Origin of the sequence: Flammeovirga pacifica (assembly GCF_000807855.2) — a bacterium.
GTDB lineage: Bacteria > Bacteroidota > Bacteroidia > Cytophagales > Flammeovirgaceae > Flammeovirga > Flammeovirga pacifica.
The window spans coordinates 99,664-117,802 of record NZ_JRYR02000002.1 but is presented as its reverse complement, the minus strand read 5'-3'; the positions used below and the strand labels follow the sequence as shown (position 1 = coordinate 117,802).

Below are 18,139 nucleotides of genomic sequence, written 5' to 3'. Positions count from 1 at the left end.
GTTAGAAGTTAAATCTAAATCCTGTAGAGTATAAAGCTGCGATTGGATAGTTACCTTTGTCCAAACCTCTAGAAGATACACCATTACCACCCACTTCTGGATCATAACCTGTGTAGTTTGTGAAGGTTAATGGATTTTGTGCTCTTACATAAATTCTGATACTATTAATACCAGCTCTCTTCAATTTTGATTTAGGAACAGTATAACCTAAAGTCACATTTTTCAATCTTAAATAAGAACCATCTTCTAACCAAAGATCTGTATCACCTCTAAAATTGGTAGTACCTTGTTTAAGATCACCTCTGTAAGCAGGGATTGGAGAGTAAGGGTTATCTGGAGACCAAGTATGAATTTGATCAAGGTGTCTACCTTCAGAATAAGCCATTAATTTACTACCGTTCATGATTTCGTGACCAAATGCACCGAACCAGTTCATCATGAAGTCCCAGTTTTTATATCTTAAGCTAATCACTAAACCAGCTTCGTATTTAGGTAGACCACTACCTGCATATTGTTTATCTGCTTCAGTAATTTGACCATCACCATTAGTATCTCTCAACATTAAGTCTCCCATTCTAGCTGCTGGGTTCACTCTTTGATATTCTGCTAATTTCTCTTCTGTATTGATGATACCATCACTTTTGTATAAGAAGAAAGCACCTGCTTCATATCCTCTAGCATAAGTTGTTACTCTAGATTGGTTAGGTGCACCATAAATAAGACCTTGATCGGCTGTGTAGACAAAGTCTTCTGTTCTCATGTTTGTAATCTCATTGTTGTTACTAGCAAAAGTACCTGTAACATTCCAGTTCAATTTTTTAACACGACCTTTATAACCTAATGCTAATTCAAAACCTTGGTTCACCATGTTACCCACATTTAGTGTTACCAATTTATCGTTGTTATTTCCTGCCGACGAACCTGCTGATGCTGGTGTAGCAATTGGGAATAACATGTCTTGTTTAGTAGTGTGGTAAACGTCAGCGTTAAATGTCAAACGGTTATCCCAGAATGCTAAATCTAAACCAATGTTGTTCTGAATTGATGTTTCCCATTGAATATCTGGGTTAGCAAATGCTGATTGAGCTGCACCTGAATAGATATTACCGTTAAAGCTATAATCAAAACCTCTTCTAATTGTTGGTAAATCAGAATAAGGTCTGAAACTTTGACCACCTACATTACCATGTGATGCTCTCAATTTCATTGCGTTCATTGTAGGCTTTAAACCTTCGAAAAATGCTTCATCTGAGATATTCCAACCTACTGATGCAGAAGGGAAGAACTTGAACTTATTATTCTCTGCAAATTTAGAGTTACCGTTGTAGTTACCACTAAGTGATACTAAGTATTTACCTTTATAATCGTATTGTAAACGACCAATAGTACCGATAATTCTATAGACATAATTAAAACCAGGTGTTACTGTAGTTTCTAATGTTGCTGATCCAAAACCAGGCTTATCATTATCTACAATACCTCTTCTCTGAACTGTATGGCTAATACCATTATACTCTTCTAAAGAGGCACCTAATAATGCAGATACATTATGATCACCGAAAGAATGTTTAGCATAGAATCTACCATCCCAGCTAAATCCTGCAGTTCTTTCTACTTGCTCAGAATAGTAAGAGTTGTTCGGGTTAGAGAATTCACGTCCTGTGTTCTCGTTTACTACTCTAAAGTAAGGATTTAAACGAGTTCTAAAACGGTTCATGATATTACCACCTGCGTTAGTAGTAAATGATAACCATTTTGTGAAATCGTATTTAATACTGATGTTACCAGACAAACGGTCTCTTGTTTCGTTATCATCAAAATACAATGACTGATACAAGAAGTTGGCTTGAACTGCTTCCTGATCTGAAGCACTTTCGTAGATATTCTTATCTGGATCTAGTGGAGCCATATAAGGTTTATATCTAATAGTTTGGTTTAGTAAGTTACCACTTGGTCTTTGTCTTTCTTCTGTTGATAATGCCAATGAAGTAGTAATTGTCCATTTATCAGATTTGTAGCTAGAACCACCTCTAAAGTTTAATCTTTCGAAGTTTGAATTTACTACATTACCTTTTTGACCAAAATATCCACCAGTGATATTATAAGTGAATCCTGCGTCTGAACCACCCGTTAAGTTGATGTTATATTGTTGTGTAGGTGCTAAATCTTCAAAAACAATATCATCTAAGTTGTTATCATTCTTGAAGTTATTTTTACTACGTGATACCAACATGTTGATTTCGTCATCAGAAATACCTGGATTTAAGGCTCTTTGATGAATAATATCGAAATAAGCTTGTTGAGATGAGTTCATTACAGGAGTATTAGTAATGATCTTTCTCAAACCGTAGTTACCATCTACTGATACCTTTAATTTACCCTTATTACCTGTTTTAGTAGTAATCAAAATTACACCATTTGCACCTCTAGTACCATAAACTGCACAAGAAGCCAAATCCTTTAGGATATCGATAGTAGCAATTTCGTTTGGTGCAAGTCTTGGATCTTCATTTTGAGGGATTCCGTCAACAACATATAACGGTTGGTTAGCACCCTCTACTTCTGATAATGTACTTACACCTCTAATTTGAATAACAGCACTTTCACCTGGAGCACCTGAAGCTGATGTAACACTTACACCTGCTACTTGTCCTTGTAGAGCATCACCCAAATCCGAAGTGGTAAATTGTTCTAAATTTTCTGATTTAATATGAGCCACAGCACCAGAAATCTCTTTCTTTTTCTGCTCGCCATATCCAATCTTCACTACCTCTTCTAATATCTCCACTTCACTTTCAAGAGTTATATTTAAAGTAGATTGAGATTTAACTGTTACAGTTTTTGATTTCATACCAATAAAAGAAAAAACAAGAGTGTTGCCTTCTTCTATTACTAATGAAAATTTTCCATCAAAGTCTGTAATAGTACCTGTTGAGGTTCCTTGAATTGTTACATTCACGCCTGGTAGTGGGAGTTGATCGTCCTCTCCTATAACTTTTCCGGATATCATTCTATCTTGAGCAAAGATGTTTGCAAAAGAAGTTAGAAAAAATACCATAGAAAAGATGAAAGCTACCTTTAGTCTTTTGTTTCTGAAGTAGTAAACGTTCATTTTTTCATTTCATCATTTAAGTTGCTTTTTAAACAGAAAGATCGTAGTTGTAATTTGTTGTAAAGCGATTTAACAGAGGTTTATAAAAAATCATTAAGTGCGTCAAAAATACAAATTAATATTAAAAAAATTCTACAACGCTCTTATGTTAACATTATAATTAAACAGATATTAATAAACCTTCATTCTAAAAAGTTAAAAAAATTATTTCTGCGATTCTTTCATGTCATAAAAGTAAATAATGTGAAATCAGAAAAGGTGACTCTAAATAAAATTAATGTTTTTTGAAGTAAAACTCGTTGCTTATCAATTAGTTAACAAGGTGTATCTTTAACATTTAATCAAATGTATTTGACGTATAAATACATTGTGCACTTATATACTATTAACAAATAGGAAGCTTTAACATAAGAAAATTTATTATTTAAAGTATATGTATTTGAATTTAATTCTAAACATGTAACTTTAAATCACATGAATTAAATGAATTATACACTTTGACGTTTCTGTTAAAAAAAGCAGTACTTAAACTCAATTCAATGCTTCGTAAATTACTTATTATACTTTATTTTTTATTAGGAATAGTTTCCTTTTCACATAGTGCCAACTACGACCAATCATTAACAAGTTATACCACTAATGAAGGACTTTCTCACTTTGGCGTGACTGCTATTTTAGAAGATCACAAAGGGTTTATCTGGGTCGGTACTTTTAATGGATTGAACAAGTTTGACGGATATGATTTTGAAACTTATCGAAATTCAGATGATAACCTTCTAATCAGTAATAATAAAGTGAGTGCTTTATTTCAGGATAAGCATCATAATATATGGATTGGTACGGAAGACGGTATCTCCATTTATTATTATGAGGAAGAGAAAATTGTCAATTTACCGAAACACTTACTGACAAATATTCGATCTGATCATCCTTTTGTTATTGATAAAATATTCTATTTCAACAATCAAATAGTTTGTATCACAGAATATGAAGGGATTTTATTTTTTAATCCTGATACCTATAAAATAGAAAGAATACATCCTATAGAAGTTAAGAATAAATCGTTTCAATATATTCTTGATGCTATTCCTTATGATAATGAATTAATATTAATTGCTACTTCAAAAGGTTTGTTGGCTTACAACCTTAAAACTGATACGCATAAGTACGTCATGAAGGGAAAAATTGGTCCTATTAAAAGCGTAACAATCGATCAGGAAAAGAATGTATATGTAGCACTTTATAATGGTTTAGCACATATAAGACTAAATAAGAAAGAAGATGATTATCAGTTTTTTTTAATCAAACGCTTTTTTCAAAATGAAAGGTTCTTAAAAATAGACGCTACTTTTGACAACAAACTTTGGGCTGGTTCTCTATCTAAAGGATGTTGGTTGATAGAAGATCCTATGAATATAAGAAACAGACAACCTTTGAATCAAAATGTATATACGAAATATTTTGATATTGGTAGGGTAAACAACATTCTTGATATTGAAAAAACTCACAAAGTTTGGATCACTTCTTTTAATGAAGGGCTTTTTCTTTACAATAATCAACCTTTAGCATTTCAATACAATGATTTAAATACCGATCAACTTAAAGGACAAAACTTTAAGAATAAGGTATTAGAATTATGCATTTGGAATGAGACACATATTCTTTGTAGTATTTATTTAAGAGGTCTGGTTAATTTCAACACCAAAACCAACAGTATCGAACCTCTGCCAGAAGAACTTAAATCTATTCCTATACCTAAAGAATGGGCCTCTATGGTGAAAGATAATAATGGAGGTAAATGGATGAGGTATACCAAAGGAAGAGGTTCTATTTATTATCAATCTCCAAATGAGAAACACAAATGGCATTTAATTCAAGATTCTAAAGATTCTAAATTTTTAAATGCTAGGATAACACAGGTAGTTCAAGACAGTTTTGGTTATTATTGGATTGCTTCCAATCACGGATGTTACAAACTAAAAATGACGCCTAATGGAAAAATAATTTCTTCAGAATTGCTTCAAAATGAAGAAGATATTGTTATCTCTGAGGCCAATCAGTGTAAAAATATACAGATTGATTCTTTAAACAACCGTATTTTAATTGGGACAACTTTAAGTGGTTTAATCGTCATAGATAATAAAGAAGACCTTCCTTTATTAGTGATGAACAAACAACAATATTATACTTCTTCTCCCAAAGGAATGCAATTGCCATGTAATCACATTTCGAATATTTTATTTCTAGCAGATGGAAATATCGCTTTAGGTACGGAAGGGAAAGGTTTATTGATAGTTGATAACCTCAGCGAGCAACAAGTTCAATTTAAAACTTACTCAGAAAGTGCAGGTTTAGATAATAATATCATCAAAAAAATAATTATTGATGATCAACATAATCTGTGGATTACAACCGATAGGGGCTTAAATAAATTTGATACAAAATTAAAAACCTTCAAACATTTCACGAAAGAAAACGGTGTAAATGCATATGCGTTTGAGAATGCCGGTTTTAAACAAAAAAGTGGTAATATCTTTTTTGCTGCAGGAAATGGTATCTGTGGTTTTGATCCTCTAAAAACGGATATTTCATCAAACATACCCGAATTTACATTTGGTAATCTAGTACTTATCAATCGTAAAGTTCATGTAAATGATACTATTGATGGAAATCTTATTCTTGATAAACCCTTATCAGCAAAGAAAAAAATCACGCTTAACTATGATCAGAATATTTTCTCTGTAGAATTACTCTCTCTACATTATTCTGATCCTAAGAGCTATTTTTTAAAGTATCGTTTATTACCTCAAGACGATGAATGGATTAGAACATCCTCTAAATTTAAAAATGCTTCTTTTAACGGTTTACCTCCTGGTAAATATACTTTAGAGGCTATGGCTTCTAACTCTAAAAATAAATGGACAGAACCTATCCGATTGGAAATTGAGATTACTCCTCCACTTTGGAAAACTCCTTTGGCTTATTTTCTCTATGTATTAATTATAGTAGTGGTCCTTTATTTTGTAGGTCGTTTCCTACTTAATCATACTAAATTAAAACATCAATATGAGTTGGAACAAGTAGAAAGACATCGTATTGACGAACTAAATAAGACCAAAGAGAAGATGTTCATGAATATCTCTCATGAGTTCAGAACGCCAATTACTTTAATTATGGGGCCTATTCAAATGCTTTTGAAAATGTTCCAATCCAATCAAGATGCTTTTATGCACTTAGACCTGATCAACCGTCAGTCTAAAAAAATGCTTCAATTGGTGAATCAGGTACAAGATTTCCACAAGGCAGAACAAAGTATCTTGAAGATCAATAAAGAAAACTTCGACTTTACAGGTTTAATCATTGACATCAAAAAAGACTTTGATCAGCTTGCTGAAAAACAAGGAAAGCAACTGAATATTAAAGGAGAATACAATCAGCTGTTTATTACTGCTGATATGGGTAAACTTGAAATTATTTTAAACAACTTATTAAATAATGCCTTTAAGTTTACCAAAAAAGGAGATTCGATAGATATTGAATATTCTTATAACGAAACTGGGCTAACGTTTAAAGTAATGGATACCGGTATTGGTGTCAAACCTTCAGACCTTCCTTATGTTTTTGATAGATATTACCAAAACGACAACTCTAATACGTACTCTATTGGTTCTGGTATTGGTTTAGCTTTCTCAAAACGATTGGTTGAAATGCATTTTGGTAGCATTGAAATTGAAAGTGAAGAAGGAAAAGGCACTTGCTTTATCGTTAATCTACCTTTAGAAGTGAATGCTAAAGATGCTCTTAACGAAGAGAGAATCAAGGATTTAATTGCTCAAGAAGATGATGATGAGAAACAAAAAATTCTTCCATCTGCTTTAGAATTACCAAGTAATTTATATGATGAGAGCATGAAAGAGCTTAATGTTTTCTATGTTGAAGACAATGAAGAATTAAGGTCTTTTGTAAATGGTGTTTTATCAGAATATTTTAATGTTACTTGTTTTGTTAATGGTAAAGAGTGCTTAGATACCTTAGAAAATGAATGGCCTGATTTAATTATCAGTGATATTCTGATGCCTGAGATGAATGGACTAGAGCTTTGTCATAAAATAAAAACAGATATTCGAACAAGTCATATCCCTATTATTCTTTTAACTTCTAGATCATCTTTAGATGATAAAGTAAAAGGGCTTGAAGTAGGTGCTGATTATTATATTTCTAAGCCTTTTGAGATGAAACATTTGATTGCTTCGGTACAAATGCTTCTCAAGAATAGAAAACAACTTAGAGAGCGTTTCCAGATTGACTTCCCTGTAGAAGTTGAAAAGAAAAACAATAATAAAGAAGATGCTATATTTATTGAGAAGTTCTATGAATTAATCGAAGAAAACCTTGAAAATGAAGACATTGACATGAATGTCTTCGCAAAAGGATTGTATTTAAATAGAACTACTTTCTTCCAAAAAGTAAAAGCTATTACCAATTATACACCTTATGAACTTCTAAAGGTATATCGTCTTAAAAAAGCAGCAGAATTATTAGTACAAGAACAATTACCTGTAGCTGATGTTTGTGTGAGAACAGGTTTTAAAAATAGAACGCACTTTAGTAGAATGTTCAAAGAATATTACGGAGTGTCGCCTAGTAAATACAGCAAAAGCTTGGAAAACAAAGGCTAATTGAGGTCATATTCCTCTCTAAAAATACATCAATAGGTCTCTTATTGAATGATACCTACCTTATTTGCAAGATAGTACAAGCAGTGTGATTGTATTAAAACATCACATTAAGCTTCTATCGGAATCAAACCTATGGTATTTCATTCTTTATGAGACCTTTTGTATTGGTCAGCTATTTAACGCAACTAAAAAGTCATATCAACAAAAAAGGGCTGTTTCAAATTTATGAAACAACCCTCTGTATTTAAGTAGCCAACAATTATGTTTACGTTAAATCAACTCAAATTGATATATAAGTATCGTCTAATTCTTTAACACCTTGTATCTGTATGTTTTCTCCTTAGATTCAATAGTAACGATGTACATTCCTTTCACCAAATGCTCTAAAGACAACACTTTTGAATCTTGTGTTTTCTCTGTTGAGAGCACTAATTGACCTTGAGTTGAATAGACTTTTATCATTCCTTGTACCTCTCCTTTTATTGTTAAATGATGAGATGTAGGATTAGGATATAGCTTAAATGTTTGATCAAAACCTGGAGTAATGCTTGTAGGTGGCAAACCTGCATCAGGATCTTCTGGTCCGTCTGGCTCTTCCACATCTGGATATTCATCATCAGGATATGGATAATCAGGAGCTCCTTCATCAAGATCATTCTTAAATTGAATATCATCTACATAAAATAATGCTTTTGTGCTTTTGATATCTTTTGAACGAAGCATCAATTGTAGTCTATCGCCATCTTTTAAACTTTGATCTGAGCTTCCATTTCTTGTGAATGTTTTTGATACAGTCACCCACTCTTCTTTAGGTAGATTTTGAGTATTGACTTTAATAACAGTTCTAGGTTTATTTAGAATCACATCAATATTATCAAATTCTGTATCCTTGTCTATCCATAATTGGAAACTTACTTCGTTCTCTCCAGATGGGATATTGATAGATCCAAATGGTGAAAAAATAGAGTAATTTCCAGAGAAATCGCCGTCTTTATCAAACTTTAAACTGAACTCTCCTTCTGCCGATTTTTCATCTCTAATTCTCCAAGGATGTGCTGGAGCATTCCACCATTGTACACTTCTTCCTTGGAAATAAAACGGACCTTCAAAACCTTTTGCATTAAAAAATGATTGAGGAGTTCCTTTTTGCCATACTCTAATATAATCTACTTTGTATTCTAAAGGATTTGGAAAATCTATTTCACTAGGTAAGCCGTACCAATAAAATACTTCAGAAGATAACCATAATTCATGCGGATAATCATATTTCCATTGGTCATTTGCAAGCAATTCTTCCTTAGTGACCGAACGTAATAATTCACCATTGAAATAGGTTTTCATGTATTCTTTATCCCACTCAAAACCAAAGACATAATACTCTTCAGCCATTCTCACTCCCATGTCATCTTCTACTTTCCAAGCTTTTTGATCTGGCGCTTTATCAGGATCCCAACTAATAAGGTTAGTTCTATATTTTCTTTCTAAAACATCGGGTTGATTTTGAGGATTTCCGATAGGTCTTCTACCGTAATTTTCCGTCATATCAATTTCACCATGATACCCCGTAGTCCAAAACGCAGAAGTTACTGGTCCGTCAGCTGCTTTACATCTGATTTCCATATAACCATAACGAAAGAACGTTTCACTCATCACACTTGCTTGTGTAATTGGTTTACTACCATCAGGGCCATTATCAGTACCTCCGTAATAGCATCCATTATTGGTTTCTAAAGCAAAATCGAAATCTGGCTCCCAATTGGAAGTAAGAATTAATTCTCCATTTTCTACTCTTACGTTATGTCCTGCAAACTGACCCGGTGCACGTCCTTTCCACTTCGCTCTGTAATCGTTATTTTCACCAAGAACCCACCATTTTCCTTTATTTAATTCTTCTCCATTAAATTCATCACTCGCCCACTTATTAAGTACCCATCCACCATTATTGTCTGGATCTGAAAGAGGATTTACTTGAGCATTTAATAATAGAGAATATAAGGATAGTAAGCTTAGTAGTATAATTCTTTTCATTTCTTCTAAAAATTAATTTTTGAAATTTTGTGGCTGTTCCACCAGAATAAAAAAATGAGCAATGAAATAATTTGTTGAGAGGGATAGTTAAGCTCAATCGATAGGTAATCAAGCTATTATTGTATTAACAGGCCTCTTGAATAGAAGCCTGTTAATACTATTTTAAATAAATTGATCAGAGGTCCAAATACCTCCATAAACAATGCTATTTACTTTTTTTGCTTTTATGAATATCACCGAATGTTTTTTCAAAGTTCGGCATATTAAATTTCTTCCACTTAGCTTCGAAGTTATAGCTAGGAGCATCAAAGAACTCAGGTCTTTTTTCTTCCCAAGTGTACGTCCACTCATTCACTACATTCTTCATTAATTTTACCATTTTAGGGTTTTTAGAAGCAATGTCATTTTTCTCACCCATGTCTTTGCTTAGGTCAAAAAGACTCCATTTACCATCTCCACTAGTGTAAAGTTTGTAGTTATTTCTTACTACACCAGTTCTATTAAAAGCATTAAAGTGGCGAAGAACATAGATGCTCTCATTTTTTCTTGGATCTGTATTTTTCTCGATATTTTCCCAAACATCTTTACCATCTAATACCTTACTTTTTGGAATTTCAGCACCTGCTAATTTTGCAAACGTAGGGAAGAAATCTAGTGAAGAGAAGTTGTGATCATTAATGTCACCTTTCTTCATATTACTGTTAGGGTAATGTACAAACATTGGTACTCTAAATCCACCTTCGTAAGCATCACCTTTTTTACCTTTTAATGGCTGATTGTTAGCTCCAGCAGGTGTTTTACCACCATTATCACTAATAAAAACAATCATTGTATTGTCTAACTCACCACTTGCTTCAAGTTTATCAACGATACGTTTGATATTATAATCTACATTATACATCATGGCAGTATAAGTAAGACGCTTACTTCCTTTTTCTGCTGCGTTGTCACCTAACTTCTCTTGTATACCTTTGATATCAGATTTCTTAGCTTGTAGAGGCGTATGTGGTGCATTGTATGATAAATACAAGAAAAATGGTTCGTTGCTTTCTTTAGATTCATCCAAGAATTCTAATGTTGCATCTGTTAAAACATCTGTCACATATAAACCTTTATCCGACTCTAAGTATTCTTTATTTTTCATCATTGGGCGATTGTAATCTTTCCCATATGAACCCATAGTATATTCTTCTGGCTTATAAGTAGCTGCAGGCAACCAAGTATTTGAGAAATACTCATGACCACCACCTAAAAATCCGTAGAAATAATCAAAACCTCTCTCATTTGGATGGAAATCTCCTTCCTCACCTAAGTGCCATTTACCAATAATACCCGTATGGTAACCTGCATCCTGAAGTACATCAGACATAAATTTTTCTCCTTCTGCTACACCATAACCAGAGAAAGCGGCAAGGTTGTATTGTGCTCCAAATACATGAGGCATTCTACCTGTCATCAAACCTGTTCTACTTGGTCCGCAGTAAGGGTGAGTAACATAAGCAGAAGTAAATATTGTTCCTCCTTGGGCTAATTTGTCTATATTAGGTGTATATATATCTTTAGCAGCGTGTGGCATAAAGCCTAGATCCGCATATCCCAAATCATCCATTACAATTAAAAGAATATTTGGACGGGGCGATTTGTCTTTATCTTTATCGTTAGCATAAGCAATATTTGCTACTATGGCTAACGTAAATAACAGACTGGAAATTTGTTTTGCTAATCGAGTCATTTCAATTCATTATTTTAGTTAAAAATATGATGTTGCAATCTAAAACCTACCTGTAATGTTCATGTTACTTTACGTAAAATACATGGTATTATCAGTTAAATAATCATTACAGATAGGTTAAGAAGGCATTATTAGGTTTTTCTTTTAGGATTAACTTTATCTAGTGTCTTTTGTATTGTTATTATTTTTGAAAGTGATTTCATCAATATAAAACAACGCTTGGTCTCCTTTAATATCTTCAGGTGCGATAGTGATTTGTAACCTATCTCCTCCTTTTAAAGCTAAGTCAGAGTTTCCTTTTCTTTTGAAAGGTACTGAGAGTTCTACCCATTTTCCTTTTTTCACATTACTTAAATCAACAGTAAGTTTTTTGAAAGGTTTTTGTAAAACTATATTGATTTTGTCTACATTCGTTTTCTTGTCTATCCACACTTTGAAAACCAATTCATTATCGCCTTTAGGCAAATCTATTGATCCGTATGGAGAGAAAATTGATGATTTACCTTTGATTTTTTTATCCATTTTAAATCGTAAAGCAAACTCACCGTTAGAAGCCTTATCGTCTGATAATCTCCAAGGTTCTTTGCCTTTACACCACCAATTCACACTTCTTCCTTGGAAATAAAAAGGACCTTCAAAACCTAGGGCATCAAAATGAGGATTCGTAATCTCTTTTTGCCAGATACGCACATAATCTACTAAAAATTCTGCGGGTTGAGCCAAGTCTTCTTTTGTTGGAGTACCGTACCAAGAAAATACTTCTGAATTAATCCATAACTCTTGAGGAAACTGATGTATCCATTGGTTTTTCTTTTCCAGATCTTCTCTTTGGATCACTCTTACCAATTCACCATCAAAAAATGTCTTCATGTAATCTTTATCCCACTCAAAACCATATACATGGTATTCTTCTGCCAATCTATTCTCCATGACATCTTCTACCTTATGGTTTTTGAAATTAGGTTCATTGTGTCTTTCCCAATTAATTACATTCGTTCTGTATTTTTTCTCAAGATCTTTACTCTTTTTCTCAGGATTACCTATCGGAAGCTTTCCGAAATTTTCGATCATATCGATTTCAGATTTATAGCCTGTCGTCCAGAATGCTGAAGTCACTGGAGCATCAGCAATTTTACATCTGATTTCCATATAGCCATACTGAAAAAACGTTTCACTCATAATACACGCTTGTGTAATTGGATAACTTTTATCGAATTTCTCTTTTGTACCGCCGTAGTAGACATTATTGTTTTTCTCTTCAATAAAATCAAAAGAAGGATCCCACTTACTTTGAAGTACTAAGTGACCATCTCTCACATGTACATTTTCTGAAACAAATTGTCCTGGAGCACGTCCTTTCCATTTTGCTCTATAATCTCCATTCTCACCTAAGATCCACCATTTAGATTTATCTAAAGAAGTACCGTCGAACTCATCACTTAATTGTTCGTTAAACTGCCACTTATCTTTATTTTCAGGATCAGAAACAGGATTGTTTTGTGCATTTAATTGTATTCCAACCGATAATAAAACAGCGGTAATACAGTATTTAATATTTATTTTCATCTCTTATTCTATGATAATATCGTTTTTATTTATTTTGATTGTAACCACATTAGAAACCAACTTCCCATCTACTGAACGAGCAGACACTTTTAATTCTGTTGGTACTTTTGTTGCCTGAGCTGCCATTAAACATTGTCCAAATGAGGTAGCTACTTGATTATTTTTGAAATTTTCAATTTTTCTTGAATCTCCACAATCCGTTCCCAAGAAACGATGATTTCCTTCAACTTCAAAAATCATTTCGTTCTCTTCAAACTTTACAGGCTTTCCATTTTTATCCACTAACTGAGCAACAAAATGGGTAACATCAGTATTGTTTGCCAACATGCTTTCGCGATCTGCTGTGATCTTAATACCGGCAACTTCTCCTGCTGTTTCTAGCTGAGTTGTTGCTTTTTGTTTCCCTTTTTTACCTTTAGCTACAATTTTACCTTTTTTATAATCAACTGCCCACTTGTAAGTATAATCAATTTGATCTTTTAAATATTGTTTACCTAATGATTTACCATTTTGGAATAATTCAACCTCTTCGCAGTTAGAATACACCTCAACAATGGTTTTTTCATCCTTTTGATAATTCCAATGAGGATTTACATTTTGCCATACTCTAGGAGCCAACTTCCAATAATCCTTCTTCTTTTCTACGATGCTTCCATCCTTAAGCACTTTATAAATCGATTTTTTTGCCGATTGAGAATACATTGAAATAACAGGTATATCGTCTCTCCATAGTGCTTTAAACATATGATATGAACCTCTTTCAAACCCTGCCAAATCCAATGGCCCTTCATTCGTTACTTTTAGAGGCCATTGATGTTGACGTCTTTCTCCCATATAATCAACACCCGTCCAAAGGAATAAACCAGCAATAAAATCGTTCTCCATTACTGCTTTCCATTCGTAATAACGAGGCACATTTTCTGTACCCATCATAATTTTATCAGGATACGTATTTTTAAAGTAATTGTATTTATGAGGCTTATAGCTAAAACCTACCACATCTAAAACATCAGTATAACCTGTTTCAAAACTTGATGTAGGCAAAATACAGTTGGCAGTTACATATCGAGTAGTATCCATTTCTCTAGTCCAGTCTGCAAGTATTTTGGCTGTTTCACCAATCGTAAATGTTTGCTCAGGAAAGTTTTTCCAGAATTCTCTTACTTCTTCTGGAGTATGAGGAGGAATTTCAGTTCTCCACAACGTCCAGTCCATCTTATCGTCTTTGTTTGTTTCTTTAAAGATACCTGTTGCTCCTCTGTTACCTGGGTAAGTCCACTCTATTTCATTACCAATAGACCACTGAAAAATACTTGGGTGATTTCTCCCCGCTCTCATAGTATTTTTTAAATCAGTTTCTGCCCATACTTGAAAGTGTTCTGAATGCCCTCTTGTGATGTAATCTACATCCTTATCATGCATATTAAAACGCTTATCTTTTGGAAGATCCCATTCGTCATAGAATTCGTTTTGTACTAAGAATCCCATTTCATCGCATAAATCTAAGAACTCGTCTGATGCTGGGTTGTGGGCAGATCTAATGGCATTACATCCTCCATCTTTTAATTTTTGAAGTCTTCTTCTCCATACATCTTTAGGTACTGCTGTTCCTACTAATCCGGCATCATGATGTAAACAAACACCCTTTATTTTGATGTTTTTTCCGTTCAGGTAAAATCCTTTGTCTTTATCAAATACTGTGGTACGAATACCAAATGTAGTCACTCTTTCTTCTAAGACTTCTTCTCCTCTTTTGACAATGGTTTTTGCTTTGTATAAATGGGGAGCATCCACATCCCAAAGGGCAGGATTTTTCACCTCAATTTCTTGGTGAATTACTTCTTTAGTTTTAGCTGAAAGGGTAATATCAGAAGTAGAAGTACTTACTACTTTACCTTCAGCGTTTAGAATTTCTGTAATGATTTCAGCTTTTTGTGTTCCTTCGTAATCATTTTTGATATCAATTTGAAGGTCTACTAAAGCATGCTCTTTTTCCACTTTTGGAGTTGTTACAAAAACACCCCATACTGGAATATGTAATTTATCAACTATTAAAATTTCTACATTTCTGTAAATACCCGAACCAGTATACCATCTAGAATCCGCGTAGCGACTGTGGTCTACTCTTACCGAAAATCTATTTTCTTGTCCTTTTGGTGATAGGACATGTGTTAAGTCGTAATAAATAGGAGCATAACCATAAGGGTGATTCCCTATTTTCATTCCGTTAATCCAAAAGTCAGCGTTATTGTACACCCCATCAAAGATGATATAACACTTTTGATTATCTTCTATTGTTGTATTAAAGATCTTAGAATACCAACCTATTCCCCCAGGAGAGAAAGCAGTACAACCTTCTAAATCTTCAGAAAAATCTAATTCAATAGACCAATCATGAGGAAGGTCTAACTTTCTCCAATCTGTAGGAGAATAAGTGGTTAATGCATATTCGGGTGCATCCGATAAGGTAAAATACCAATCGTCGTTAAAGCTTTTAAGGTTCTTGTTCTGAGACCAACCTACCAAACCTATACACATAAAAAACACGAAAGGTATGTATGTAATTTTCTTCATCATTTCATTCACATTTAAACAGTTTGTTCATCCAATTGCTGATAATGTAAATGTACGCCTAAAGAAAAAAGTTGATGTTGTTCTCAGAACAAGAAATGTATCTAAAATTGTATTTGTTGCATGTTGTTAATAGTAAATACGCATAATTACAATTTATCATACTACTTATTAACACACTCTATTTCAATGTATTTCACCTCTAATGGTGCTATCTTAAATGATAATAATGAAGATGTACCGTCAATTACATTAGTGACCTGAGAAACATTTTGGTCATTAAAGTGAACGCCTTTTTCTTTATTTCCTATATTCACAATTGACATTAACACTTTACCATTTTCTACTTTATGGTATCTCCAAAGGCAAGTATTCTTCTCTCCTAAAGTCTCTTTTAACTCAAATGGATGTTGCTCTTTTACCAACTCTAATGCTTTATTTCTCACCGCTTCATCCTTCTCTAGGTAAGTGATATTTTTGCTTGATAATGGTGTAATTGGCTGCTTGTATTCATTCCATCGAATACTTGATTTATCCATGATAATTTGACCTCCATTATCCAAATACTTTTGTAATGCATCTCTTTCTGATGCCGTTACATAAGGGGTATTTTTGATTACCAATACGTCCCAATCTTTTTGATTTTGATGTGTTAGAATACCTTCTGTGGCAAAACCAATTGCCCAACCTTCAAAAAGTACATTTTCGTAAGCAGCATACACCTCATCCATGTACTTTTCATTGATGATAGCAGATGTTTCAGATTGGAATATACGGATGGGTTTTCTCAATTTCTGAAGTTCACTTATAGAAGAACCATTGGCATTTAGATCTGCATAAGTTAAAGTGATTTCATTTAACACTAAAGGCATTTGAGTTAAAGAGGCAGCATACCCTTTTGATTTTTTTCTAAGGGATCCGTCTTTATCTCTTGGCCAAAACCATGTTTGTACAGCATTCATACCTAGAGTAGTTGCTAACCAATACGTTGCCCTAGCATAATCGGGTTGCATGTATAAATCTCTAAAGCGAATTGTAGAGATAAAATGACACTCTGTATTGAACATAATTTTATCAGGAGATACTGATTTCATAAAATCATAACTCATACATAATTGCCTCCAATCAAAAGCATAGTGTTTTTGCCATGAAGGATCTTTCATTCTCCACATATCACTGTAAGTAGACCCTGCATCATTACCAATAATATCAGAGGTTTGTGTGATATATTCTAGATCGATACCATGCGTTCTACCATTATTTGTAAATAAGTGAGGCATCACTTTTACATGAGTTTTTGCATTGGTATCGTACTTCTTGATTTCCTCGTCCAGAAAATCAAACCAATCGTTTCCTCTTAGTTGATTAAAACGACACCAATCGTACCATTGAGGTTTCCCCTCCCACTCAGGATCAATAGGTATTTGTAAATCTACTTGATCAAAATTCTGATAATCTGTTTTCCAGATTTCATTTAATTGAGCAATACTTTGATGTTTTTCTTTTAAGTAGTTTTTGAATTTTTCAATCGTATATTTTGATACATCTCCAGCGTCCCACTCTCCTTTCTTTGTATGCCAATGTGGTTCGTTCACTAACATATACCCCAACTGACTGTATTTTTTGTCTTTTGTATGAGGAACTGTATTTTTTAATAAAAGAGATAATAGTTCTTTAGTTGCAGGATGGTCTATGTCGTAATCAAAATATCTTCTTTTACCTATGCTAGCATCTGGCACTTCATCTGTAAAAAACTTAGGAGGGTTTAAATGATTTAAGAAAACAAAACCAGCAGTCGATTCCTTCTTGTTGAATAATTCCTCTTTAAATTTAGGCTTAAAATCTCCATTCTTAGACGTTAAATAGGCTGTTGTCATAAAAAATCCATCCAATTTACCATGGTACTCCCAGGTCATATCAGATTTTGGTTTCCAAGAATAATCTGCCAAGAAAACAGGTTGGTCTTTATATAAAATATCGCTACCATCTAGACTTAAATCAGTCCAATCAACGTCTACCGATTTTTGTTTACTAATTTCTCCTTTCAAGGCTAATTCTAAAGAGTTTGTTGCCTGCTGTAGCATTGTGAGCACTTCCTCTTTTTCTCTAACCGGTAATGCCTTTGCTACTGCATTGGCAGAATCTTTATAGGTTTTTAATTTTTTAAATAGCTTCTCGTTTTCCTTTACATTTTTACTGTCCCAATCGGCAAAAAGAACACATATTTCGGCCGTTCTTAAAGTCGATTTTTCTTTATAAGTATCAATTCCTTTTTTATCTGCTTTGCTAATTTTTTTCATCAATTCCTTTTTCTGAAATTGATATTCTTTTTTCCAGTCTTGAGCATCAACGTTTTGAGTCATCATCGTACAAAGACTCATCACAAAAATAATAAGTAGTTTTTTCATCATATTTAATTTACACACAAGATAATTTATTCATAAAAAAGAG

7 protein-coding genes are annotated in these 18,139 nt (G+C 33.3%); 1 reads left to right on the top strand and 6 read right to left on the bottom strand.

Features of this window, described 5'->3' with window-relative positions:
- Position 1: 1 nt before the first annotated feature.
- Positions 2-3,112 (bottom strand): SusC/RagA family TonB-linked outer membrane protein, encoded by a 3,111-nt coding sequence (locus tag NH26_RS19875; RefSeq protein ID WP_052431745.1) that lies wholly within the window; start codon positions 3,110-3,112, stop codon positions 2-4.
- Positions 3,113-3,651: 539 nt separating this feature from the next.
- On the opposite strand from NH26_RS19875, the gene NH26_RS19870 reads away from it, so the two are divergent.
- Positions 3,652-7,791 carry a hybrid sensor histidine kinase/response regulator transcription factor gene (locus NH26_RS19870; protein ID WP_044217739.1) on the top strand — a complete coding sequence of 1,380 codons (4,140 nt, stop codon included), beginning with the start codon at positions 3,652-3,654 and terminating at the stop codon, positions 7,789-7,791.
- 303 nt (positions 7,792-8,094) lie between these two features.
- On the opposite strand, the gene NH26_RS19865 is transcribed toward NH26_RS19870, so the two are convergent.
- From NH26_RS19865 to NH26_RS19845, 5 genes are all read right to left on the bottom strand, one after another.
- Positions 8,095-9,819: a T9SS type A sorting domain-containing protein gene (locus NH26_RS19865; RefSeq protein ID WP_044217736.1), complete on the bottom strand. Its 1,725-nt coding sequence runs from the start codon at positions 9,817-9,819 to the stop codon at positions 8,095-8,097.
- Between the two features lie 205 nt (positions 9,820-10,024).
- Complete coding sequence (locus tag NH26_RS19860; protein WP_044217733.1) at positions 10,025-11,551, bottom strand: sulfatase-like hydrolase/transferase; 1,527 nt, start codon at positions 11,549-11,551, stop codon at positions 10,025-10,027.
- 156 nt (positions 11,552-11,707) lie between these two features.
- A complete protein-coding gene (locus NH26_RS19855; protein ID WP_052431744.1) occupies positions 11,708-13,117 on the bottom strand; it encodes a family 16 glycosylhydrolase in 1,410 nt (469 codons plus the stop codon).
- A 3-nt stretch (positions 13,118-13,120) separates the two neighbouring features.
- The gene (locus NH26_RS19850; RefSeq protein WP_199880270.1) at positions 13,121-15,694 is read right to left on the bottom strand and encodes a glycoside hydrolase family 2 TIM barrel-domain containing protein; all 2,574 of its coding nucleotides are present in this window, start codon (positions 15,692-15,694) and stop codon (positions 13,121-13,123) included.
- 158 nt (positions 15,695-15,852) lie between these two features.
- The gene (locus NH26_RS19845; RefSeq protein ID WP_158021981.1) at positions 15,853-18,096 is read right to left on the bottom strand and encodes a beta-galactosidase; all 2,244 of its coding nucleotides are present in this window, start codon (positions 18,094-18,096) and stop codon (positions 15,853-15,855) included.
- Positions 18,097-18,139: the final 43 nt, after the last annotated feature.